The following is a 20405-nucleotide window of genomic DNA, read 5'->3' as shown; positions in this document are numbered from 1 at the left end:
CAGTCGGGGTAGAGGATACCGTGAGCGTGTACCAGGGTCTGCTCGAGCGCATCTCGCCCTCTCTGATGGGCCACCTGCTCGATGCGCTGTCGCGCCGCGACCCCCTGGTGGAGCACGCGCCGGGTGGCTTGCTAATCCCGGAGTTGATTGAACGGCTGCGGGGGGAGGGTTTTTCCGGTTACCTGCTGGCCCGCTTCTCCGGCGAGGAGCGGGGTTGGTTGGCTTTTTATCGGGGGCGGCTTTTGGGGGCCTGGCGGCAGACCACCTACGGCCACCTCAGCGGTACCGTGGCCTACCGGGCTGTGCAGCGTGAGCTGGGCCTGGCCACCCTCTCGCTTTATCGGTTGCAGCCCGACGACCTGCCCCCTCTGGTGGCCCTTACCCAGGGGTCGCTGCGCCTGACCGGGGTGGAGGCCCGCGAGGTGGCGGTTGAGAACCTGATGCAGCCGCTTGTGCAGGAGCAGTTTACCGGTGCGCTGGTGCTCGAGGACGGCCTGGTAGGGCAGGCCTGGTTTTTAGCCCGGGGGAAGTATCTTTTTGAGGCCTTGCCACCGGCGCGGTTTGCTGCGGGGGTTCTGCATCTGGTGCAGGCCCCCAACCAGACCCCACCCGATCTGTATGAGCAGGCCCAGCAAGAGGATCGGGCTCAGCGAAGCCTGCGAATCAGCACGGCCTGGAATGCGGCCCACGAGGTGCTCAAGGAGTATATGGGGCGCGGAGCCTCCTTGGCCCTCGAGCGCCTGCAGCACATCTACGCCACCGACGACCCGGCCAGCCTGGAGAAAAACCTGCGCCGCTGGATGACCGAGAGCCTCGAGCCCAACGCGGCTGTGCTCTTCGATCGCCTGCTGCGGCCGACCCTGTAGCGGGTGCAGTTAAAACTGGCCGTAGGGGGTAATATCTATCAGGATGCTCATCGCCTGTAGCCAGGTTGTCCGGGGCTACCTTCCAGAACGGTTGGTGCTGCATCCCTGGCAAGCCCGCTCTAGTAGAAATCGTCTGATTGACAAAGGAACCTTCTAAGAGGAGGTTTTATGCTGCTAGCCATCGACATCGGCAACACCAACATTACCCTGGGCCTCTACCAGGGTGAGCAACTGGGGCCGCGCTGGCGCATCTCCACCGATCCCCAGCGCATGCCCGACGAGTACGGCATCACCCTGGTCAACCTGCTCTCCTTCAGCGGATACAAGCCCGCCCAGGTGGAGGCGGTGGTGCTGGCTTCGGTGGTGCCACCCCTGACCGCGACGCTGGTTCAGGCCGTGCAGGACTACCTTGGGCGGAAGCCTTTGGTGGTGGACTCGAGCCTCCAGACCGGGGTGCGGGTGCGCTACGACGACCCTTCGCAGGTGGGCGCTGACCGCATCGTGGATGCCGCGGCGGTGCATAAGCTCTACGGCGGCCCGGCCTGCGTGGTGGATTTCGGCACGGCCACCACCTTCGACGCCATCACCGCCGAGGGGGATTACCTGGGGGGGGCCATCGCGCCGGGCATCGGAATCGCCGCGGAGGCCCTGTTCCAGCGGGCCGCCAAGCTGCCCAAGGTCGAGCTCAGGCGGCCCCCCACAGCTATCGGGCGTAACACCGTGCACTCGATGCAGTCGGGGTTGCTGTTCGGTTACGTGGGCCTGGTGGAGGGCATGGTGGCTCGCTTCCGCGCCGAGCTCGGGCCCCAGATGAAGGTTATTGGAACCGGTGGCCTGGCCGAGCTCATCGCCCAGGAAACCCCGGTCATCGAGATCATCGCTCCCTGGCTGACCCTCGATGGCCTGCGCATCATCTGGGAGCTCAACCAATGAACCCCCTGCAGGGCAAGCGCATCGTGCTGGGCGTGAGCGGCTCCATCGCTGCCTACAAGGCCGCCGACCTCGCCAGCAAGCTCACCCAGGCCGGGGCCCTGGTGGATGTGATCCTGAGCGAGGGGGCCGAGCGTTTCATCACCCCGCTCACCTTCGCCTCCCTTACCGGGCGCAGGGCCTACGCCAGCCTGTGGGAGGGCGAGGCCCACGTGCTTCACGTCGGATTGGGGGAGGCCGCCGACTTGCTGGTGATCGCCCCCTGCACCGCCCACACCCTGGCCAAGCTGGCCCAGGGCCAGGCCGACAACCTGCTTACCCTGACCGCCCTGGCCGCGCGCTGTCCCGTGCTGGTGGCCCCCGCCATGGACGGGGGGATGTTCGAGCACCCCGCCACCCAGGCCAACCTCGAGACCCTGCGCCGCCGGGGTGTGCAGATCCTGGGCCCTGCCCAGGGTCGCATGGCCTCGGGGCTGGTGGGGCTGGGGCGGATGCTCGAGCCCGCCGAGATCCTGGGGCAGATTCGCCTGGCCCTGGGCCGCGGCGGCCCCCTGGCCGGAAAACACGTGGTGGTGAGCGCGGGCGGCACCCAGGAGCCCCTCGACCCGGTGCGCTACCTCACCAACCGCTCCTCGGGCAAACAGGGTTTTGCCCTGGCCCAGGCCGCGCTGGATCTGGGGGCTCGGGTCAGCCTGGTGGTGGGGGCTACGGCCGCTGCCCTGCCCACCCCCACCGGGGCCGAGCGCACCGACGTGGAAACCGCCGCCCAGATGGCCGAGGCGGTCTTGCGGCTGTGCCGGGAGGCGGATGTGCTGATCATGGCGGCCGCGGTGGCCGACTTCCGGCCCCGCCAGGTGCGGGCCCACAAGATCAAGAAGGAGCGGGAAGCCCCCCAGCTCGAACTCGAGCCCACCCCGGACATCCTGCTGGCCGTGGCTGAAGAGCGCCGGCACCTGGGCCGGCCAGCGGTGGTGGTGGGCTTCGCCGCCGAGAGTGAGAAACTGCGGGAGAACGCGCAGGACAAGCTCGAGCGCAAAAGTCTCTCCATGATCGTGGCCAACGATATCAGCGCCCCCGATGCCGGTTTCGCCGTGGACACCAACCGCGTTCTTCTGCTGCTGCCGGGCGGGGTGGTCGAGCCCCTGCCCCTCATGACCAAGGGCGAGGTGGCCGCAGCCGTTCTGGCGCGGGTGGTTGGTCTCCTCGCAGAGGGAGCCCAGGGATAGATCGCGCCTGCCCGCGGCTACGGGTTTTCAGCCCCTTCTTCCGCCCAGTGGTTGAGCGGCCCGATGCCCCCTCCGATGCCCGGGGCCGTCTCGATGGCCCGGGTCACGAAGCGCTTGGCTCGAGCCACAGCCTCGAGCAGCGCGACCCCTTTCGCCAGCAACGCGGTAATTGCGGCGGAAAGGGTGCAGCCGGTGCCGTGGGTATGGCTCGAGGGGATTTTCTGGGCGGTAAAGAGGTGTAGCTTGCGGCCATCCCACAGCACGTCGGTGGACTCTTCTCCTGCCAGGTGGCCGCCTTTGAGCAGCACAGCCCGGGGCCCCAGTCCCCCCAGCAGCCGGGCGGCTTCGCGGGCATCGGCCAGGTCGCGGATGGGCTGGCCCAGCAGGGCCCGGGCCTCGGGCAGGTTGGGGGTGAGCAGGGTGGCGAGGGGGAACAGTTCGGACTTGAGAGCCTCGAGGGCCTGCTCGGTCAGCAGCCAATCGCCGCTTTTGGCAACCAGCACAGGGTCTACCACCAGCGGCAAGTTTGTTTGAGCCAGGATTGGCGCAATGCTGTGCACGATGGCTGCATCCCCCAAAGCCCCGGTTTTGATGGCGTGGGCGCCGGGATCTTGCAGCACGGCCTCGAGCTGTCGCGCGACCAGACCGGGTTCCAAAGGCGCCACCTCACGCACCCCAAGGGTGTTCTGCACGGTCAGTACAGTGACCACGCTCATGCCGTAGACCCCAAAACGATGGAAGGTTTTGAGGTCAGCCTGCAGACCGGCCCCCCCGCTGGGGTCGCTACCGGCGATGGTGAGGGCGATGGGGAAGGGCACCGAGGCCTCCAGGGGTTTAGGCCGGCTCGAGGTCGCTCGCGCGGGCCTTGCCGCGCAGCACGGCTTCGACCAGGTTCATCGGACAGAAGGGGCCGCACATGCTACAGGCTTTGGTGCGGGTGGCGCGGGTCTCGTAGAGCCGGCGGGCCTCCTGGGGGAACAGGCATAGCTCGAACTGGCGCTCCCAGTCGAGGGCATAGCGGGCCTGGCTCATCTGGTGGTTGCGCAGGAGGGCGGCGGGGTGGCCTCGAGCCACGTCGGCGGCGTGGGCCGCCAGCTTGAAGGCGATCACCCCCTCGCGCACCTGCTGGACGCTGGGCAGGGCCAGGTGCTCGGCCGGGGTCAGGTAGCACAGCATGTCGGCGCCGTGCCAGCCTGCCACCGCCCCACCGATGGCCCCGGCTATATGGTCGTATCCTGCTGCAGTATCGATGGGGAGCATGCCCAGGATGTAGAAGGGGGCCTGATCGGTGAGCTTCTTCTGCAACTGCACGTTGGTCTGGATCTCGTTCAGGGGAATATGCCCCGGCCCCTCCACCATTACCTGCACCCCGGCCCGGCGCGCCCGTTCGACCAGCTCGCCCACCAGCAGCAGTTCCTGGATCTGGGGGCGGTCGGTGGCGTCGGCCAGGGAGCCCGGGCGCAGCCCGTCCCCCAGCGAAAGGGTCATGTCGTAGGTGCGGGCGATCTCCAATACGTCGTCGAAGCGCTCCCACAGGGGGTTTTCCCGCTCGTTGCGCAGCATCCAGGCCGCCAGCAGCCCGCCCCCCCGCGAGACGATGCCGGTGACCCTCGAGCTATTGCGGTAACGGCGCAGGCTTTCCTGGGTCACTCCCGCGTGAATGGTGATGTAGTCGACCCCCGAACGGCCGTGCTCTTCGATCACCGCCAGCAGCTCGTCGGGGGTCATATCGAAGACGCTCTTGCGCCGGGCCGCCCGGAACTCGGCCTCGTAGATCGGTACGGTGCCCAGCGGGACGCTGCTGGCCTCCAGGGTCATCTTGCGGATGCGGGCCAGGTCGCCCCCGGTGGAGAGATCCATCACGGCATCGGCGCCCGCCTCAATGGCGGCCCGGACTTTCTGCACCTCCTGCTCGGGGTCGGCGAAGTCGTAGGAGGTGCCCAGGTTGGCGTTGACCTTTACCCGCATCCCCTCGCCAATGGCGGTGAAATGGGTCAGGGTGCGGTGGTTGGGGTTGGCGGGGATGACCACCCGTCCGGCGGCCACGCGCTCCCGCACCAACTCCGGCTCGAGCCCCTCGGATTGGGCCACATAGGCCATGGCTTCGGTGATGATGCCCTTGCGGGCGGCTTCCAGTTGGGTCATGTTGGCTCCTTTGACTATCTATTGGTGTGTTTTCCACGAGTCCAGCACCATCTCGGTTACCCGGCGGGCGGTGGCCGGGGCCAGCAGGATGCCGTTGCGCCCGTGCCCGGTAGCGGCCAGGATGCCCGGGGCGAGCCGCCCAACCGTGAGCGAACCGGCTGGGCGGTAGCCCCAGTGCCGCTGGGTGATGGGGGCCTGGTGCAGCAGAGGGAAGTGCGTCCGGCGGTGCTGCTCCAGCCAGCGCAGCCCGGCTGCCTCCACACCGGGTCTCCAGCCCTCGCGCTGGGTGGCCCCCAGGTAGACTTGGGCGCCGCGGGGCAGCGCGTAGCTGTCCCCCACGAAGACCGGGCCGGGCGGGGGTGGGGCCGACAACAGCAGGGCCTCGCCCTTGAGGGGGCGCACCGCCAGGCCAAAGCGGCCCGACCAGGCGCCGCAGGCGATGACGATCTGGCGGGCTGCGATGCGTTGGGTGGGGGTGTGCACCCAGCCGGGCTCGAGGTGCAGGGCTTCTTCCCGCTGTAGGCTGCCGCCCATACTGACAAAGGCTTTTTGCACAGCGGCCAGCAGCGTGATCGGGTCGAGGTAGCCGCCGGGGAGGGGCTCGAGGTTGTGCAGGGCCTGCCAGCTATGCAGGGGGCCCTCGAGGCGCCACACCCCACCCAGGGCCACAGGAACGGCCATCCCGCTGAGGGCCTCGAGTTCGCGTGCGAGCGCTGGGTAGCACTCGAGCCCTTCCCGGGCCCACTCGAGCAACTCCCCTCCAAGGCCCTCGGTGTAGGGGGCCAGCATGCCCGCCGAAGCCCGGGTGGCCTGCCCGGCCCTGCCCGCCTCGAGCACGGTGACCTCGAGCCCGGCCTGGCGCAGCCGGTAGGCGATGAGGCTGCCGATGATGCCGCCGCCCACCACCACCACCTCGCTCATAGCGGCATCTCCGGTTGGGGCAGGGGCACACCCTGGGCCGGGCTGGAGGGGCTGGCGGTGGGGCGTTCGGGCATGGGCCCGGCCTCGTAGGCCTGGCGCCCTGCCTCGACGGCCAGGCGGAAGGCAGCGGCCATCGCCACGGGGTTCTGGGCCTCGGCGATGGCGGTGTTGACCAGCACCGCGTCGGCCCCTAGCTCCATGGCCCCGGCCGCTTCCGAGGGCCAGCGCAGCCCGGCGTCCACTACGATGGGTGGTAAGTGGGCGCGTTGCTGCGCGAAAATCTCCAACATGGCCCGGTTCCTGAGGCCCTGCCCTGAGCCGATGGGAGCGGCCAGGGGCATCACGGTGGCGCAGCCGAGCCGGGCCAGCCGCTGCGCCAGCACCGGGTCGGGGGCGATATAGGGCAACACCACAAAGCCCTCCTGCACCAGAATTTCCGCGGCGCGCCAGGTTTCCAGCGGGTCGGGTAGCAGGTAGGTGGGGTCGGGGATGACCTCCAGCTTGACCCAGTCGCTGCCTGTAAGCGCCCGCCCCAGCCGTGCCAGGCGCAGGGCCTCGGCAGCCGTGCGGGCTCCGGCGGTGTTGGGCAGCACCCGGTAGCGCTGCCAGTCCAGCGCTTCCAGCAGGCCCTGGTGTCCGGCGGCCCCCGCCTCGACGCGCCGGATGGAGACGGTGACCACCTCGGCCCCGGAGGCCTCGAGGGCCTCCCGCATCAGCGCGAAGTCGCGGTACTTGCCCGTGCCCACCAGCAAGCGGCTGTTCAGACGCTGCCCTGCAATCACCAGTGCGCTCACGGCTAGCCTCCCTGCATCAAGGTCACGATCTCCACCACATCCCCTGCCACCAGGGTGCGATCCGGCCAGCGGCCTTTGCTCCAGATCTCTTCGTTGAGCAAGACCACGACCGCCTCGGGGTTAACTCCCTGCTGGCGGCACACCGCCTCGACCATCTCGCCAAGGCTCTTCCCTTCGGCCTCCACCGCCCTGCCGTTAATCCAAACCATCCAGCCACCTCCGCATATGCCTTGCAGCTTTCTCGGGATCGGGTGCGTCTAAGATGCTCCGCACCACCGCCACCCGGCGGGCGCCTGCCTCCAGCACCTGGGGCAGGGTGTGCTCGTCGATGCCCCCAATAGCGAACCAGGGTACCCGGAGGTTTTGCGCGGCCCATCGCACGTAGGCCAGGCCCGCGGCCGGTCGCCCTGGTTTGGTGGGGGTTTCCCAGACCGGGCCTACCGAAAGGTAGCCCGGGCCGCCCTCGAGCGCGGCCTGCTCCCGCAGGGCCTGTTCGGGCTCATGGGTGCTGCGCCCGATCCAGCCCGAAAAAAAGCGCCGGGCCTGGGCCACGTTCAGATCCCCCTGCCCCAGGTGCACCCCGTGGGCCTCCAACAAAGCCGCCAGATCGGGGCGGTCGTTGATTATCAGCGGCACCCGGTAACGCGCACACAGCGCTCGCAGATTTTCCCCCAGGGCCAGGATGGCCTGGGCCTCGAGGTTCTTGGCCCGTAGCTGCAACAGATCCACCCCGCCCTCCAGGGCCGCCTCGAGGCGGCGCATCAGCTCTGCCTCAGCTTGACCGGGGCGTGGGGTCGCTACCAGATACAGTTTCCCGTGCAAAAACCCACCTCCTGAACCGGCCGAGGGTCAGGAGCAAGGCGCACGTCAGATTGTAGGGATTTCTCCATGGGCTTCCCTCCGCCGGTACTAACCGGATCAGGTTCCAAGGGTTACAGGGTTTACCCTGCTCTCAGCCCCTATAGGGGCACCCCTAGCCGATCACCCCGATGATACTGGGCTGCCACAGCCCGGTCAAGGTGAGCACGGGCTGCCCATGACGCAGGGCTGCGGTAAAAGGCGTATGATAGCGGGGTTCGGATATGGCCTACCTTTGGCTGGGTTTTTTGTGGCTGCTCTGGGCGGTGGGCTTGTTGGGCGACTCGTATGTCCGCAGCCTGGCCGTGAGCCTGTCCAACTTTGTGGGGGCCTATGCGCTGTGGTGGGTGGCGGCCCGCTCGCCGGCTATCCTGCGTGGGGCCTTAACCGGCCTGGCGGTAGGCCTGCTGGTGTTGGGCGTGGGGGATCTGCTGTTCACCTATAACGTAGCCGCCGGTCTGGATACCCGGGCCCTGCGCGAGGGCATCTACCTGGTGGGCGTGGTTCTCCTGTTGTTGATGGGCAGCCTGCTTCCTTTCCGCATGGAGCGTCAGGGTTTGTACCCCCTTGGCTTTGCGCAGCGGCTGGCTTCGCTGGCTGGGCTGGGGGGGGTGTTGCTTTCGGCCCTCGCTACCTTAATCCGCCCCCTGAGCCTGCTCGAGCTGATCTATGCAGGGGTGGCCTTCTACCTGACCTTGCTGTTTATTCAGCAGACCCCGGTGTGGGCTGGTGGACGCATTGGGCGTTACCTGCAAAGCGTGGTCTGGGCGCTGGTGCTGGGCAGCCTGGCGCGATTGGTCTATATCTTGGGGAATGTGCCGCCGGCGCAATGGTCTATCGTGGCCTACGATGTTTTGTGGATGCTGTCTATGAGCGTCCTGCTGCTGGGGGTTAACAAGGCTCCCAAAAATCTCTAACCCCACCTAGCTGCAACTGCCTCATGGCCGATGGTAGGGCCTCGGCGACCTCGTGGGCCAGCAAACCCGGCTTGCTTGCCAGATCACCGGCCAGCCCGTGCAGATAGACCCCCAGCCGGGCAGCCTCCCAGGCCGATAATCCCGCAGCCAGCAGGGCCGCGACCACCCCGGAAAGCACATCGCCCATCCCGCCGGTGGCCATGCTGGGGTTGCCGCTGCTGTTCACGGCCAGCAGGGGCGGCGAAAGGGGGGCTTCTTGGGGCTGCCAGGCCAGCACGGTGGGGCCGCCTTTGAGCACCACCACCAGCCCTGGATAGCGCTCGGCCAGGGCTTGGGCGGCCTCGAGGGGGGCGCGGGCGATCTGTTCGCTGGGGATCTCCAGCAGGCGGCTGGCCTCGCCGGGGTGGGGGGTCAGCACGGTGGGGAGGCCCGCTTTTACATAGGCCGATAGAACCTGTTTGTGCAGTGCGTCGGCGTCCAGCACCGTGGGTTTGCCCAGCTCCAGGGCGGCCAGTGCGGCTCTAACCCCCCCCGCAGCAGCGCCCATACCCACTGCCACCGCTTCGGCGCGGACAGCCTGTAAGTCGGCGTGATTCCACTCGAGCAGGGGCAGCCGCACGGCCTCCAGCGGAGGGTTGACCACACAATCGGCGGGGTAGGCCACCGTAACCAGCCCCGCCCCGGTTCGATACGCCCCCAGGGCTGCCAGGCTGGGCGCGCCCGTATAGCTGCGATACCCGCCGGCCACCAGCACCCGGCCCACCAAGCCTTTGTGGGCGTTGCCTGGACGGGCGGGCAGAAGCGGGCGCATCGAGGTCTTGCACAACACCTCGGGGAGGTGGGGGTTGTGCAGGGCCCTGGGGGGCATCCCGATGGACTCGAGCACAATCCGACCGCAGGCGGCCCGGTGGGGATAGAACAGGTGCTCGTTTTTCAGTCCTGCCAGGGCCACGGTCAGATCGGCCTGGATGTGGGGCCGGTGGGGCAGGCCCGACGGAAGGTCCACAGCCACCACCGGCAGGCCGGACTGATTAACCTTTTCGACCAGAGCGGCATAAAAACCCTCCAGGGGCCCCCGCAGGCCGGTGCCAAACAGCGCGTCCAGCACCACGCTGTGCGGCGCAGGCTCCCAGGCCGAGAGGGGGGCTATTTCCAGGCCATGGGCCAGCAGCGCCTGTCGTGCAACGGCCGCATCCCCTGTCTGGCCCTCGGCGGCATACACCCTTACCGGATGCCCCCAGTGGGCCAGCCAGCGGGCGGCCACCAGACCGTCACCCCCGTTGTTGCCCTTGCCGCATAGCACGTCAACCGCGCGCCCCTCGAAACGCTGCAAAAGCCGGCTGGCCGCCTGTTTTCCGGCGGCTTCCATCAGGAGCAGGCTGGGATAGCCCATTGCAACGGCCCTTTGGTCGGCTTCGCGCATGGCTTGGGCAGTGTAGAGGTACATGTTCGCAGTACAGCCTAACATCCCACCAACTTACGTACACTATGAGCATGGAGTTAGAAACCGCGCGCAAGCGATTGCTGGCTGCCCGCCGGGTTGCGGTGCTGACTGGAGCTGGTATCTCCCAGCCTTCAGGCATTCCCACTTTTCGTGATGCTGCGGGCCTGTGGAAGGATTTCGACATCGAGGAATACGCCACCCCGGGAGCCTACGCCCGCAACCCCCAGAAGGTCTGGGAGTGGTACGCCTGGCGTTATCAAAAAGTCATGCAGGCGGAGCCCAACCGGGCCCACACGCTGCTGACCGTGCTGGAGCAGCGGGTAGGGGAGGGCTTTCTACTGGTGACCCAAAATGTGGATGGCCTGCACAGCCGGGCTGGCTCCCAGCGCCTGGTCGAACTGCACGGCAACATTGCCAGGGGCCGCTGCGAGCGCTGCGGCCAGCGGTTTCCCCTGCCCGATCCGGCCCGTTTTGTGCCGCCGCCTTATTGCCCGACCTGCAAGGCCCGGGGCCGCCCCGATGTGGTGTGGTTTGGCGAGATGCTGCCACCGGGCGCTTTTGAGCAGGCCGAGCGGGCCTTTGCTGCTGCCGAGGTGGCTTTGGTAATAGGCACCAGCGCCGAGGTCGAACCCGCGGCCAGCCTGGGGTGGCTGGCGCGCTCGAGCGGCGCTTATCTGATCGAGATTAACCCCAACCCCACCCCGCTCTCGAGCCAGGCCGACTGCTCCCTCCGGATGGGCGCGGTGGAGGGCATGGAAGCCCTGATGGATGGTTTAAGATGACTTGCGCTGCCGGGCTCGGTCGTAGAGAATCCAGCCCCCCAGGGCCACCAAACCCACGATGGAGGCGGCCAGCAGGAAGGGCCCCAGCCGGGAGAAGTCGGCACCCAGCCAGGCGATCACCACCGCAACCGGCAGGGCCCCGAGCGCAGTAGCCAGCAAGAACTTGAGGGGGTGCATGCGCACCAGCCCGGCCACGAAGTTCACGCTGTCGGTGGGTACCACGAAGGAGAGCCGCAGGGCGATGATGGCCCAGGGGCCGTAGCGCTCGACCTGGGCCTCCACCTTGCGCCGGATCTCCTCGCTAACGAAGCGATCCACCACCACCGGGCCCAGCAGCCTGGCAAGGCTATAGCCCACCATGGCCGCGATAACCGCCCCAATCCAACCCAGAATCCCGCCGAATACCGGCCCAAACGCCAGTACCGAGATTAGCATCACCAGGGACATGGGCACCACCGAGACCAGGGTCTGGGCGATCATCAGACCGATAATGCTCAAGGGGCCCAGCCAGCCCAGCCCGGCCACCCAGGCCTGGATGGCCTGCTGATTCCCGCTGGCAAGCAGGTTATAGATCTCATCGACGCGTCCTTTGAAGCCAGGGAATACGAGATAGGCACCAAACAGCAGGCCGGCCAGCAGCAGCAAGGCCAGCAATACCGGCAGTGCGGGTAGGGTTCGGGGTGGGGGCAGCCGCTCCATTCCAGAAGTCCAGGATAACGCAAAGCATGAGAATTGCCTTTGCCCTTGGTCACACCTGGCATGCGAAGGGGGATGGTGGGTAGCAGGCATTGTCCAAAACCAGGGCGCACCCCACGGATTCCCCGGCCGCTGGCGGTTAACATAGAACTTATGAGCCTGCGAGAACGGGTCTTTCCCCTCCGAACGCCCGAGGATGTGGACGCTTTTCTGGAGCGCTTCGAGCTGACAGCCATCTTTAAGGCCAGCACCAGCGACAAAACCCTCGAGGCCATGCGCTACGTGCAGAAGTACCTCGAGCCCCGCCCGGACGTAGCCGTTGGCATCATTCGCATCCCCGAAGACCGCCCGGCCTCGAGCCATGTCGAAGCCCGCACCGGCATCCAGCATCAGAGCCCGCAGTTCATCCTTTTTCGTCAGGCCCGGCCCCTCTTCGACCTCGACAACTGGAAGATCAACCCCGAGCAGCTAGAGCCTTTACTGTTGCAGCACCTGCCGGTTCACATCGGCAAACCCGTGCGCAACCCCGCGGTGGCGGGGTTCCAGGCCTATCTGGATCTGCTCGAGCGCTTTATTACGGGGCAGCTTAGCGAGGAGCGCTTCCAGTGGGGCTACCTGGATCGCCTCAAAAAAGAAGCCGACTGGCGCTCCGACGAAGACTTCGACCTGCTGAATAGCCTGTTCCCCAACCCCGACGGACGGGCCTTCACCCCCGGCAAGGTGGTGGCGCTGGAGTTTCAGGCCCAGCTTGCGGGCCGGGCCGAGCCGCTTGTGGAGCGGGCCCGACGCTTACGCGCTCGGGTCGAGGCCCTTCAAGCAACCAAAGCCGATGCGTTTTAGGACATGGGCACCTGGCGTAAAAGCCGGCCCTCGATGCGTTCCAGAATCTCCTCGAGGCTCTGCCCGGTAATGGTCAGGCCGTGGTTTTTAAGGCCCACCACCGCCCGGCCGGGGTCGGGGGCTTCGCGTACTTTTTGCGCCACGGCCTCGGCGAGCTGATAGGTGCCGCAGGGGTAGTTGAACTGGGTGGAGGGGATGTTTTCCATCCAGGCGTGCACGTGGATGATGGCCCCTACTTGGGGGTGTTCGCGGTAGATCATCCAGTGCTCAATGGCATCCACGCTCACCCGGCGGGGCTCGAGGCCCGGTGGCACCGAGAGGCGCATGGCGTTCTGGATGGGGTCGTAGTCGGTGACCATCAGGATGTCCCGCCCCACCTCGCGCAGGTTGGCTTTGTCCACCCCGCTGGCCGACATCCAGAAGCGTCGCTCGTCCTTGCGCACCGAAAGGTTGCCGTAGGATAGCCCGCCAATGCCATACAGCCGCTTGACGTGGCGGAAGTCTTCGGGCGGCAGAATTTCCTCGATGGGAAAAGCCGCCGGAAGCAAGTCCCACTCGGCCAGTTTGCGGCCGGCGGCGCTCAGGCTTCCGGTCAGGTCATCGCCCTGCCAGAGCTCGGGCTCGAGGTCAGTTTCAAAGATGTTCTGCACCACCAGCACCGAGGAGGCGATGGGGTGGATCCGTTCGAAGACGCGCTCGGCAAAACCGGGCCCCTCGGGCTCGTGGTACTGTCCGAGCTCGAGGGTTAGGAAATAGGCCCCCTGGCCCGGCACATACACCACCAGCATGTTGGAAAGGGCCCGCACCAGGTAGCTGTACAGCCCGGCGATGGGGTCGGGGGGCATCTGGGGTAGCTCGAGGAAGGAGATCACCATGGTGCCCTGGGCTTTGCGTCGGTAGGGGGTGGGTTTTTCAGCCTGGATAAAATTAAGCACGGCCCGCGGCGCCTCGGCCTGCGGGTCTAGGATGTAACCCCTGGTCTCGAGTACCGCGCTCAGCGCTTGGGCTAGGTTGGCTAGACCTGGGGTGGGCTCGCCGTGGAGGGCAAAACGGGGAGGGGTGGACTCGAGGCCGAAAGGCATGCTGCTACTGGACTGAACCATATCGCAACCTCCGGAAGTTCGACTGTCGGTAGCCAAAAGCGCAGCACAGGTCGTTGAGGGGTACTCGGGCAGTCGTAGCCTGGCCTCGATTCTACAACATGCCCAAGAAGGGCTTGCGGATGCTTTTAGGATAAACTGGCGCCTGAGGATGGAACTCAAAGGCTTGATTCTTTCCGGGGGCAAGGGCACCCGCCTGCGTCCCCTCACCTACACACGGGCCAAGCAGCTCATTCCCATCGCAGGAAAACCCAACCTGTTTTATGCGCTCGAGGATCTGCTCGAGGCCGGCATCCGCGACATAGGGGTCGTCCTTAGCCCAGAAACGGGCGACGAGGTGCGGGCGGCGCTGGGCGATGGCTCGCGCTGGGGGGTTCGCCTGACCTACATCGTACAGGAAGCCCCGTTGGGCATTGCCCACGCAGTCAAGACCGCCCAGGGCTTTCTATCCGATAGCCCTTTCGTGCTTTACCTGGGCGACAACCTGCTCTCGGGCGGCATCAAACACCTGGTGGAGGAGTACCGCCAGACCCGCCCGGAGGCCATCGTCTTGCTCACGCCGGTCGAAGACCCCCGGGCCTTCGGGGTGGTGGTGCTGGACGGGGCTGGAAAGGTGGTGCGGCTCCTGGAAAAGCCCAAAGACCCCCCTTCCAACCTGGCCCTGGTGGGGGTGTATCTGTTTAGCCCGGCCATTCACAGCATCATCAACCGGCTCAAACCCTCTGGTCGGGGCGAGTACGAGATCACCGAGGCCATCCAGGGTTTGGTGGATGAAGGAAAGCGGGTGGTAGCCCACCAGGTACGCGGCTGGTGGAAGGACACCGGCAAGCCCGAAGATTTGCTGGATGCCAACCGGCTGGCCCTCTCGAGCCTCACCCGCCGGGTGGAGGGCGAGCTGGCCGATTCCCAGGTGGTGGGCGAGGTGGTGGTGGAACCAGGGGCCCGGATTGTGCGCAGCACGGTGCGCGGCCCGGCCTATGTTGGGGCTGGGGCCCATATCGAGGACAGCTTTGTTGGCCCCTACACAGCCATCGGTAAGGATGCCAAGGTGATTGCCAGCGAGGTCGAGTACTCGATTCTAATGGACGAGGCCCAGGTTTACCGGCTGCCCTACCGCCTGGATAGCAGCGTGCTGGGGCAGGGGGTGGTGGTGGACGGCCAGGGCAACGCCCGCCGCCATACCTTGCAACTGGTGCTGGGGGATCGCAGCCGGGTGCGGCTTTGAAGCAGTCAACCGGTATAATACCGCTTCCGCTTGAATCCTTCACCGCCCTGCGCAGTCAGAGGTGAAGGATTCAAGCCGACCGAAGGGAGTAGAAAAGCATTTTGGTAGTATCGTTTAGACTTGTCAAAGTGAACGATACTACCGAAATGCGTATAAGTGATTTTTAGCATCGGAGCAGTAACCAGCTTTGGTCGCATCTTGTTTGCAAGGCCACCCCGTCAATGGGGTGTGGTGGCTTGGTTCCTCTAAAGTGACCATGTACAATGACCCTAGTCATGAAGGTATCGAAGAGCTACTTCAAAGCCCATGCCCTGGAGCTTCTGCGCCGGGTAGAGGCCACCGGCGAGCCCCTGATCCTGAGCGACCGGGGCCGGCCGGTGCTGGAAATACGCCCATACCGGGGTGAGGAGGCGAGGGAGCGCCTTAGGGGTACGCTGTTGCACTACCAGGAACCCACGGAGCCGACGGGCGAGCCCTGGGAGGCCCTGGCTTGAAACGCTACCTGCTCGATACCCACGCCTGGGTGTACTTTCTGGCCGACCCTGCCCAGCTTCCCAACGGACTCGAGCCTTTGCTGGAAGAGGCCCGCATGCAACAGGCCCTCTTCGTCTCGGCCATCAGCGCCTGGGAGGTGAGCGTGCTGGCCCGGAAAGACCGGCTGGCCTTCCGGCTGGATTCGCGGCGCTGGCTCGAGCAAGCCTTGCAGGTGCCCGGCATCGAGGTAGTGCCTCTGGATGCCCCCACTGCCGTGGAGGCCGATCACCTGCCCCTGCCTCACCCCGACCCCGCCGACCGCTTCATTGCCGCTGCCGCACTTCGCCTGGGCGCAGTGCTGGTGACCCGCGACGAAAAACTACAGGGCTTGCCGGGTCTTCAGACCCTCTGGAATTCCGGAGCCTAAGCCTGCCCTAGGGCAGAAAGGGCACATCCAGGTGCTCACCATTTAGCCGATCCAAGAGGAGCCGATAGCTTTCTTTGCGCATAGGATGTGCCTCGAACCACAGGCGCAGATGGGCCTCGAGCCAGACCGCTTTTCGGTGTAGCCCATGCAGGTATGGGTAGTAATCCCGCGTGAACAGCAGGCCGCCCCGGTAGCCCTCGGCGATAAAGCGGGGGTCTTTGGGGGTGGAGCTGCCCCCCAGGTGGAGCACCCGGCGCGGTACGAGCAAAACCTGCCAGCCCTTGCGGCGGGCCCTTGTACACCACTCGAGGTCTTCGTTGTAGAAAAAAAAGCGCTCGTCCATCCCGCCAATCTCCTGTAGGGCTGATTGACGGGCCATAATGAGCGCACCGGATACCCAACCGACGGCCCTGGGGCGGCGCAGGTTCCAGTAGTTGGGGGCATACAGCGGGCCAAACGACTGTAGCCGCCCCTGGGGGGTGTAGAGGGTAGGCCCGGCCATGGCGGCCCTGGGGTTGGCCTCTAAAGCCATCTGCAGGGCCTCGAGGTCGCCCTGCTCCAGGTACACGTCGCTGTTCATCTCCACCACCCAGGGCCTCTGGGCTACCTCCAGGCCCCGGTTGACGGCGTAGGCGTAGCCGCGGTTGGGCAGGCGCAGCAGCCGCACCTCGGGGTAGGAGGCCGCTACCCAGTCGGGGCTGCCGTCGGTGGAGCCTGAGTCGGCCACGATCAGCTCGGCGTGTGGGTAGTGGGTCTTGAGCCTTTGCAGGCACTCGCTAAGGATGCCCTGGGTGTTGTGCGATACGATCAGGATAGAGAAGTCTTGGCTCATGGTGAAGGCTGCTATGGCATAAGATAAGTCATTGATGAAACTTGATGATAAGGCCCTGGCGCATCTAACCTACCAGAATTACCCCAAGGCGGCCCCCATGCCGGCGTGGTTCACCAGCCCCTACAAAAACACCGGGCCCTCGAGGGGGCCTTCATGGAGTACCTGCGCCTGAAGGATGGGCGGGTAGAGGGTTTCCCGCTTCCCTTCGAAGCCCGCCAAATTTCGCTTTCCTGGGCGGTTCCAGGCCGCATTAATGCCTTTCACCTGCACCCCAAGCGCACCCAGGACGAGCTATGGTGTGTGGTGCAGGGGGCCTTGCTGGTGTGGTTGGTGGATGTGCGCGCCGACTCCCCAACCAAAGGCACCAAGCGCTCCTTCCTGCTTTCCGGCGAGGCGCCCTCGCTTTTATACATCCCTTCGGGCGTGGCCCACGGCTACCGCGCAGGCCACCAGGGTGCGCTGCTGCTGTATGCCATGAACGACCAGTTCAACCCCTCCGACCCCAACGAAGGCCGCCTGCCCTGGGACTTTTTTGGGGCCGAGCTGTGGGCTGAGGATCGGGGTTAGTGCAAACTTTGGTGTGAAGCATGGATAAGACCGTTCAAAAACAGTTCAAACGGGTGGTGGTTACCGGGGGAGCCGGGTTTATTGGGGCCAACTACGTGCACTATGCGCTCTCGGCCCACCCCGATTGGCAGATTGTGGTGCTGGACAAGCTCACCTATGCGGGCAATCTGGAGAACCTGGAAGCCGTGTTGCACCGGATTGAGTTCATCCAGGGTGATATCGCCAACCCTGCCGATGCCCGGAAAGCCCTGCAAGGGGCCGATGCGGTGCTTAACTTTGCCGCCGAGAGCCACGTGGATCGCAGCTTGCTGGACGCTCGAGCGTTTGTGCGAACCAATATCGAGGGCACCCTGGTGCTGCTCGAGGCCGCCCGCCAGGCGGGAGTGCGCCGCTTTTTGCAGGTATCCACCGACGAGGTCTACGGCGATCTCAGCGGTACCGACCGGCACTCCCTTGAGACCGATCCCTTTCGGCCCCGCTCGCCTTACGCGGCCTCCAAGGCCGGGGCCGAGCACCTGGTGCTGGCCTACGGCATCTCGCATGGGCTGGACGTGGTAATTACGCGCGGCTCCAATACCTACGGCCCCTACCAGTACCCCGAGAAGATCATCCCTTTGTTCATCACCAACGCCCTGGAAGATAAGCCCCTGCCCATCTACGGTGATGGCTCGGCGGTGCGCGACTATATGCACGCACTGGATCACGCAGCCGGTATAGACCTGGTTTTGCACCGGGGGGCTGCTGGAGAAGCCTACAACCTAGGGGCGCGGGAGCAGGTCAGCGGCGTTCAGGTGGCAGAGGCCATCCTGGCCGCTTTGGGCAAACCCGCAACCCTAAAGAAGTTTGTGGCTGACCGGCCTGGCCACGACTACCGCTACTCGGTAGATCCTTCCAAGGCCGAGGCCCTGGGCTGGGTGCGCCGCTACAGCTTTAGCCGGGGTTTAGCAGAAACCATCGAATGGTACGTGCAGAACCCCAGCTGGTGGCAGCGGGTGCGTGCGAAAAAAGAACACCAGAGCCTCATGCAGACCTGGTATGGGCAGCGCTGAAACTGGGGGAATACTCCTGACTGGCGGAACGGGCCGGCTGGGAACGGCGCTGCGGGAGTTGCTGCCTGAGCTTATCGCACCCAGTCGCGCAGAGCTGGATATCACCGACCCATCCAGCGTTGAGCGGGCTTTTGCGAAGTATCAGCCCAAGGTCGTGGTGCATGCGGCGGCTTATACCAACGTGGCCGGGGCCGAGATCGAAAAAGCCCTTTGCTGGAGGGTGAATGTGGAGGGTACCCGTAACCTGGTTCGGGCTGCCCTGGGGCACGACCTGCACTTTGTCCACATCTCAACCGATTATGTGTTCTGGGGGGATGTGGGGGGCTACCGGGAGGAAGACCCGGTGGGGCCGGTGCGCAACTACTACGCGCTTTCCAAGCTGGTAGCCGAGGAGCTGGTGCGGCTGCTTTCACGTCACCTGATTATCCGCACCTCTTTCCGCCCTTCGCCCTGGCCGTACCCCACGGCTTACACCGATCTTTATACCAGCCAGGACTACCTTGAGGTCATCGCCCCCCAGATTGCCCTGGCCCTGCAAAACCTCCATCGCATCCCCTACGCCACCCTCCATATTGCCACTGAGCGCAAGTCGGCCTACGAGCTGGCCCTGCGCACCCGGCCCGCTGTAGAGCCGGCCCGCCGCCAGGAGGCCTTGGTGGCGCTGCCCGAGGACGTATCGCTGGATATCAGCCGCTGGCGAAGCCTGCTCAGTAGCTGGGATTCTGCGTGAGACTGGCGCTCGTTCTTGAAGCTATGAAGCCCGGAAGCGAACCTCGAGCCCTCTAAGAGACTGTCTTAATACTTTCTAGGAGGCCAATCTTCTGACCATAAGCCGGATCATTGCCGTGTAGATGAAGGTTTCTGAGCTCTCGGGTAGAAGCTCATAGTCCCGGTTCAGCCGGCGGCTGAAACTGAGCCAGGCAGGGCCAAGCAGACGTGCCTCCGTGTGCGGAGGCACGCTTGTCTGCGTAAGGTGCGCTCCACCACCCATCTGCGGGGAATCACCACAAACCCCCGATGCCCCCGCGTCCTCTTCCGCAGCTCCTCCTCCAAGTCCTCCGGAAGAGGCTGGTCTTTAGGCCACCAAATCCCCCGGAAGTTGGCATCCGGCCTGCGCACCACCTCCACCTTCCAGCCCAAGGTGCGCCGAACCCATTCCTCGAACCTGCGCTTGTAGCCCCCATCCACAAACAGATGCGATAACCGCTTCGACAGCCCCCTGGCCCCCTCCAGCAGCTCTCGCCCGCCCTCCGCATCCGTGAGGTGGGCGGGCAGCACCTTGACCCCCAGCACCAGCCCCTGGGTATCCACCAGCAGATGCCGTTTGCGCCCCTTTACCTTCTTGCCCGCGTCATATCCCCTGACCCCCCTTTTCCCGAGGTTTTCACGCTCTGGCTGTCCAGAATCCCCGCACTGGGTTCGGGCAGGCGTCCTGCTTTACGGCGGGTTTTCTCGCGCAGGGTGGTGTGTATCTGTTGCAGGAAACCAGATTTGCGCCACAAACGGAAGTAGTGATAGACGGTTTTCCAGTGGGGCAGGTCGCAGGGCATCCTGCGCCAGGCGCAACCGGCGCGGGTGATGTAGAAGAGGCCGTTCAGGATTTCCCGCCAGGGATGCTCCCTGGGGCGATGGGGGGCGGCGGAGGGCTGGGGCATCAGGGGTGCCAGGATGGCCCATTCCTGGTCGGTCAGATCACTGGGGTAGCGGCTTTCTCTGAGTTCCATGCGCGACTATAGCATGAGGGAGGGTATTAAGACAGTCTCTGAGGCCCTACGTGCTCGCTTCGACCAAATAGCACAGCTATCGGCCCGTGAGGTCAGCTTTGATAGCCTTAACCCTGAGTACCAGCGCTTGCGCTCGGCGCTCATTGATGCGCAGGCGGAAGAGGCTCGCCTCTCTGCGCGTAGATCAAGCCTCGAGGCCCGCATTGCGCAGGTGGACGCGCGCATAGCGGTGCTCAAAGCCCGTCTAGCTAAAGCCCAGATGGAGTCCGATGAAGCCAACCAAGCCCTCGAGCTGGCTAAGAACACCTACCTGGCCTTGGTACAGAAAAAAACCGACCTGCAAATTGAGCTGTCTAGCACGCAGAATTCCCTGACCCAGGTGATCGCCCCGGCTTATCCCATCTACCAACCGATATCACCCAAACGGCTCTTGATTGCGCTAGGTGCATTGGTACTGGGTTTCCTTGCGGCCCTCTTGTGGGTCTTCCTGGCCGAGGCCTTGCGAGGGGAACCCCGGCTTAAGCCAGGGGTTGCTGGGGGTGAGGCGTGAGTGCGATTGGCGAAGCTGCCTCAGTACAGAATAAACAT

23 protein-coding genes, 1 pseudogene and 1 riboswitch are annotated in these 20405 nt (G+C 65.3%); of the genes and pseudogenes, 13 read left to right on the top strand and 11 right to left on the bottom strand.

Features of this window, described 5'->3' with window-relative positions:
* Window positions 1-20 precede the first annotated feature (20 nt).
* The 3 genes from MRUB_RS10345 to coaBC all read left to right on the top strand — a co-directional run bounded on the left by MRUB_RS10345 (window position 21) and on the right by coaBC (window position 3022).
* Entirely contained in the window at window positions 21-866 is an 846-nt protein-coding gene (locus MRUB_RS10345; protein WP_013014302.1) for a hypothetical protein, read from the top strand.
* Window positions 867-1034: 168 nt separating this feature from the next.
* The gene (locus MRUB_RS10340) at window positions 1035-1799 is read left to right on the top strand and encodes a type III pantothenate kinase (RefSeq protein WP_013014301.1); all 765 of its coding nucleotides are present in this window, start codon (window positions 1035-1037) and stop codon (window positions 1797-1799) included.
* Window positions 1796-3022 carry a bifunctional phosphopantothenoylcysteine decarboxylase/phosphopantothenate--cysteine ligase CoaBC gene (gene coaBC, locus MRUB_RS10335; RefSeq protein ID WP_013014300.1) on the top strand — a complete coding sequence of 409 codons (1227 nt, stop codon included), beginning with the start codon at window positions 1796-1798 and terminating at the stop codon, window positions 3020-3022. The genes MRUB_RS10340 and coaBC overlap by 4 nt, the downstream gene beginning before the upstream one ends.
* A gap of 17 nt (window positions 3023-3039) precedes the next feature.
* On the opposite strand, the gene thiD is transcribed toward coaBC, so the two are convergent.
* From thiD to thiE, 6 genes are read right to left on the bottom strand one after another with little or no spacing between them, the layout of a single operon-like run.
* Window positions 3040-3840 (bottom strand): bifunctional hydroxymethylpyrimidine kinase/phosphomethylpyrimidine kinase, encoded by an 801-nt coding sequence (thiD, locus tag MRUB_RS10330; protein WP_013014299.1) that lies wholly within the window; start codon window positions 3838-3840, stop codon window positions 3040-3042.
* Between the two features lie 16 nt (window positions 3841-3856).
* Window positions 3857-5167, bottom strand: coding sequence for a phosphomethylpyrimidine synthase ThiC (thiC, locus tag MRUB_RS10325; RefSeq protein ID WP_013014298.1), 1311 nt, complete (start codon window positions 5165-5167; stop codon window positions 3857-3859).
* Between the two features lie 18 nt (window positions 5168-5185).
* Window positions 5186-6088: an FAD-dependent oxidoreductase gene (locus MRUB_RS10320; protein ID WP_013014297.1), complete on the bottom strand. Its 903-nt coding sequence runs from the start codon at window positions 6086-6088 to the stop codon at window positions 5186-5188.
* The gene (locus MRUB_RS10315; protein WP_013014296.1) at window positions 6085-6882 is read right to left on the bottom strand and encodes a thiazole synthase; all 798 of its coding nucleotides are present in this window, start codon (window positions 6880-6882) and stop codon (window positions 6085-6087) included. Before MRUB_RS10315 ends, MRUB_RS10320 begins: the two co-directional genes overlap by 4 nt.
* Before the next feature lie 2 nt (window positions 6883-6884).
* Entirely contained in the window at window positions 6885-7091 is a 207-nt protein-coding gene (thiS, locus tag MRUB_RS10310) for a sulfur carrier protein ThiS (protein ID WP_013014295.1), read from the bottom strand.
* Window positions 7078-7704 carry a thiamine phosphate synthase gene (gene thiE, locus MRUB_RS10305; protein WP_013014294.1) on the bottom strand — a complete coding sequence of 209 codons (627 nt, stop codon included), beginning with the start codon at window positions 7702-7704 and terminating at the stop codon, window positions 7078-7080. Before thiE ends, thiS begins: the two co-directional genes overlap by 14 nt.
* Window positions 7705-7760: 56 nt before the next feature.
* Window positions 7761-7867, bottom strand: a riboswitch (TPP riboswitch).
* Window positions 7868-7964: 97 nt separating this feature from the next.
* Here thiE and MRUB_RS10300 point away from each other — a divergent pair.
* On the top strand, window positions 7965-8657 hold the full coding sequence (locus MRUB_RS10300) for a hypothetical protein (RefSeq protein WP_013014293.1): 693 nt from the start codon (window positions 7965-7967) through the stop codon (window positions 8655-8657).
* On the opposite strand, the gene MRUB_RS10295 is transcribed toward MRUB_RS10300, so the two are convergent.
* The gene (locus MRUB_RS10295; protein ID WP_013014292.1) at window positions 8632-10104 is read right to left on the bottom strand and encodes a bifunctional ADP-dependent NAD(P)H-hydrate dehydratase/NAD(P)H-hydrate epimerase; all 1473 of its coding nucleotides are present in this window, start codon (window positions 10102-10104) and stop codon (window positions 8632-8634) included. The two genes, MRUB_RS10300 and MRUB_RS10295, sit on opposite strands and share 26 nt — an antisense overlap.
* A gap of 47 nt (window positions 10105-10151) precedes the next feature.
* Here MRUB_RS10295 and MRUB_RS10290 point away from each other — a divergent pair, with 47 nt between their 5' ends.
* A complete protein-coding gene (locus tag MRUB_RS10290; protein WP_036198529.1) occupies window positions 10152-10883 on the top strand; it encodes an SIR2 family NAD-dependent protein deacylase in 732 nt (243 codons plus the stop codon).
* On the opposite strand, the gene MRUB_RS10285 is transcribed toward MRUB_RS10290, so the two are convergent.
* Window positions 10875-11582 carry a TVP38/TMEM64 family protein gene (locus tag MRUB_RS10285; protein WP_013014290.1) on the bottom strand — a complete coding sequence of 236 codons (708 nt, stop codon included), beginning with the start codon at window positions 11580-11582 and terminating at the stop codon, window positions 10875-10877. The genes MRUB_RS10290 and MRUB_RS10285 overlap by 9 nt on opposite strands.
* A gap of 150 nt (window positions 11583-11732) precedes the next feature.
* On the opposite strand from MRUB_RS10285, the gene MRUB_RS10280 reads away from it, so the two are divergent.
* Window positions 11733-12419: a monothiol bacilliredoxin BrxC family protein gene (locus tag MRUB_RS10280; RefSeq protein WP_013014289.1), complete on the top strand. Its 687-nt coding sequence runs from the start codon at window positions 11733-11735 to the stop codon at window positions 12417-12419.
* Here MRUB_RS10280 and MRUB_RS10275 read toward each other — a convergent pair.
* Window positions 12416-13522: a class II aldolase/adducin family protein gene (locus MRUB_RS10275; RefSeq protein ID WP_013014288.1), complete on the bottom strand. Its 1107-nt coding sequence runs from the start codon at window positions 13520-13522 to the stop codon at window positions 12416-12418. The genes MRUB_RS10280 and MRUB_RS10275 overlap by 4 nt on opposite strands.
* Before the next feature lie 148 nt (window positions 13523-13670).
* On the opposite strand from MRUB_RS10275, the gene MRUB_RS10270 reads away from it, so the two are divergent.
* The 3 genes from MRUB_RS10270 to MRUB_RS10260 all read left to right on the top strand — a co-directional run bounded on the left by MRUB_RS10270 (window position 13671) and on the right by MRUB_RS10260 (window position 15645).
* Complete coding sequence (locus tag MRUB_RS10270) at window positions 13671-14744, top strand: glucose-1-phosphate thymidylyltransferase (RefSeq protein WP_013014287.1); 1074 nt, start codon at window positions 13671-13673, stop codon at window positions 14742-14744.
* A 263-nt stretch (window positions 14745-15007) separates the two neighbouring features.
* Window positions 15008-15238, top strand: a complete 231-nt coding sequence (locus tag MRUB_RS10265) for a type II toxin-antitoxin system Phd/YefM family antitoxin (RefSeq protein WP_013014286.1) — start codon at window positions 15008-15010, stop codon at window positions 15236-15238.
* On the top strand, window positions 15235-15645 hold the full coding sequence (locus tag MRUB_RS10260) for a type II toxin-antitoxin system VapC family toxin (RefSeq protein ID WP_013014285.1): 411 nt from the start codon (window positions 15235-15237) through the stop codon (window positions 15643-15645). The genes MRUB_RS10265 and MRUB_RS10260 overlap by 4 nt, the downstream gene beginning before the upstream one ends.
* Window positions 15646-15652: 7 nt before the next feature.
* Here MRUB_RS10260 and MRUB_RS10255 read toward each other — a convergent pair whose 3' ends face one another.
* Window positions 15653-16477: a glycosyltransferase family 2 protein gene (locus tag MRUB_RS10255; RefSeq protein WP_013014284.1), complete on the bottom strand. Its 825-nt coding sequence runs from the start codon at window positions 16475-16477 to the stop codon at window positions 15653-15655.
* A 105-nt stretch (window positions 16478-16582) separates the two neighbouring features.
* Between MRUB_RS10255 and MRUB_RS10250 the strand changes: the two genes are divergently transcribed.
* Genes MRUB_RS10250 through MRUB_RS10240 form a run of 3 tightly spaced genes read left to right on the top strand, consistent with a single transcriptional unit; the run spans window position 16583 to window position 18823 of the window.
* Window positions 16583-17044, top strand: coding sequence for a dTDP-4-dehydrorhamnose 3,5-epimerase family protein (locus MRUB_RS10250; protein WP_244403976.1), 462 nt, complete (start codon window positions 16583-16585; stop codon window positions 17042-17044).
* Between the two features lie 20 nt (window positions 17045-17064).
* Window positions 17065-18093: a dTDP-glucose 4,6-dehydratase gene (rfbB, locus tag MRUB_RS10245; protein ID WP_013014282.1), complete on the top strand. Its 1029-nt coding sequence runs from the start codon at window positions 17065-17067 to the stop codon at window positions 18091-18093.
* On the top strand, window positions 18080-18823 hold the full coding sequence (locus MRUB_RS10240; protein WP_013014281.1) for an SDR family oxidoreductase: 744 nt from the start codon (window positions 18080-18082) through the stop codon (window positions 18821-18823). Before rfbB ends, MRUB_RS10240 begins: the two co-directional genes overlap by 14 nt.
* 75 nt (window positions 18824-18898) lie before the next feature.
* Here the strand turns inward: MRUB_RS10240 and MRUB_RS15620 are convergent.
* Window positions 18899-19817: pseudogene (locus MRUB_RS15620) on the bottom strand (IS5 family transposase).
* Between MRUB_RS15620 and MRUB_RS10225 the strand changes: the two are divergent.
* Window positions 19816-20367 carry a GNVR domain-containing protein gene (locus MRUB_RS10225; protein WP_015586816.1) on the top strand — a complete coding sequence of 184 codons (552 nt, stop codon included), beginning with the start codon at window positions 19816-19818 and terminating at the stop codon, window positions 20365-20367. The pseudogene MRUB_RS15620 and the gene MRUB_RS10225 sit on opposite strands and share 2 nt — an antisense overlap.
* Window positions 20368-20405: the final 38 nt, after the last annotated feature.

The sequence above is a fragment of the Meiothermus ruber DSM 1279 genome (assembly GCF_000024425.1).
Classification (GTDB): Bacteria; Deinococcota; Deinococci; order Deinococcales; family Thermaceae; genus Meiothermus; species Meiothermus ruber.
This window is presented reverse-complemented; position numbering and strand designations above follow the sequence as displayed.

Coding starts and splice junctions, on each gene's coding strand:
- MRUB_RS10300 (WP_013014293.1), top strand. CDS start 7,965: ATGGCCTACCTTTGGCTGGGTTTTTTGTGGCTGCTCTGGGCGGTGGGC.
- MRUB_RS10255 (WP_013014284.1), bottom strand. CDS start 16,477: ATGAGCCAAGACTTCTCTATCCTGATCGTATCGCACAACACCCAGGGC.
- MRUB_RS10320 (WP_013014297.1), bottom strand. CDS start 6,088: ATGAGCGAGGTGGTGGTGGTGGGCGGCGGCATCATCGGCAGCCTCATC.
- MRUB_RS10270 (WP_013014287.1), top strand. CDS start 13,671: ATGGAACTCAAAGGCTTGATTCTTTCCGGGGGCAAGGGCACCCGCCTG.
- MRUB_RS10240 (WP_013014281.1), top strand. CDS start 18,080: ATGGGCAGCGCTGAAACTGGGGGAATACTCCTGACTGGCGGAACGGGC.
- MRUB_RS10265 (WP_013014286.1), top strand. CDS start 15,008: ATGACCCTAGTCATGAAGGTATCGAAGAGCTACTTCAAAGCCCATGCC.
- MRUB_RS10295 (WP_013014292.1), bottom strand. CDS start 10,104: ATGTACCTCTACACTGCCCAAGCCATGCGCGAAGCCGACCAAAGGGCC.
- thiS (WP_013014295.1), bottom strand. CDS start 7,091: ATGGTTTGGATTAACGGCAGGGCGGTGGAGGCCGAAGGGAAGAGCCTT.
- thiC (WP_013014298.1), bottom strand. CDS start 5,167: ATGACCCAACTGGAAGCCGCCCGCAAGGGCATCATCACCGAAGCCATG.
- coaBC (WP_013014300.1), top strand. CDS start 1,796: ATGAACCCCCTGCAGGGCAAGCGCATCGTGCTGGGCGTGAGCGGCTCC.
- MRUB_RS10285 (WP_013014290.1), bottom strand. CDS start 11,582: ATGGAGCGGCTGCCCCCACCCCGAACCCTACCCGCACTGCCGGTATTG.
- MRUB_RS10225 (WP_015586816.1), top strand. CDS start 19,816: ATGCGCGACTATAGCATGAGGGAGGGTATTAAGACAGTCTCTGAGGCC.
- MRUB_RS10275 (WP_013014288.1), bottom strand. CDS start 13,522: ATGGTTCAGTCCAGTAGCAGCATGCCTTTCGGCCTCGAGTCCACCCCT.
- MRUB_RS10280 (WP_013014289.1), top strand. CDS start 11,733: ATGAGCCTGCGAGAACGGGTCTTTCCCCTCCGAACGCCCGAGGATGTG.
- MRUB_RS10290 (WP_036198529.1), top strand. CDS start 10,152: ATGGAGTTAGAAACCGCGCGCAAGCGATTGCTGGCTGCCCGCCGGGTT.
- MRUB_RS10340 (WP_013014301.1), top strand. CDS start 1,035: ATGCTGCTAGCCATCGACATCGGCAACACCAACATTACCCTGGGCCTC.
- rfbB (WP_013014282.1), top strand. CDS start 17,065: ATGGATAAGACCGTTCAAAAACAGTTCAAACGGGTGGTGGTTACCGGG.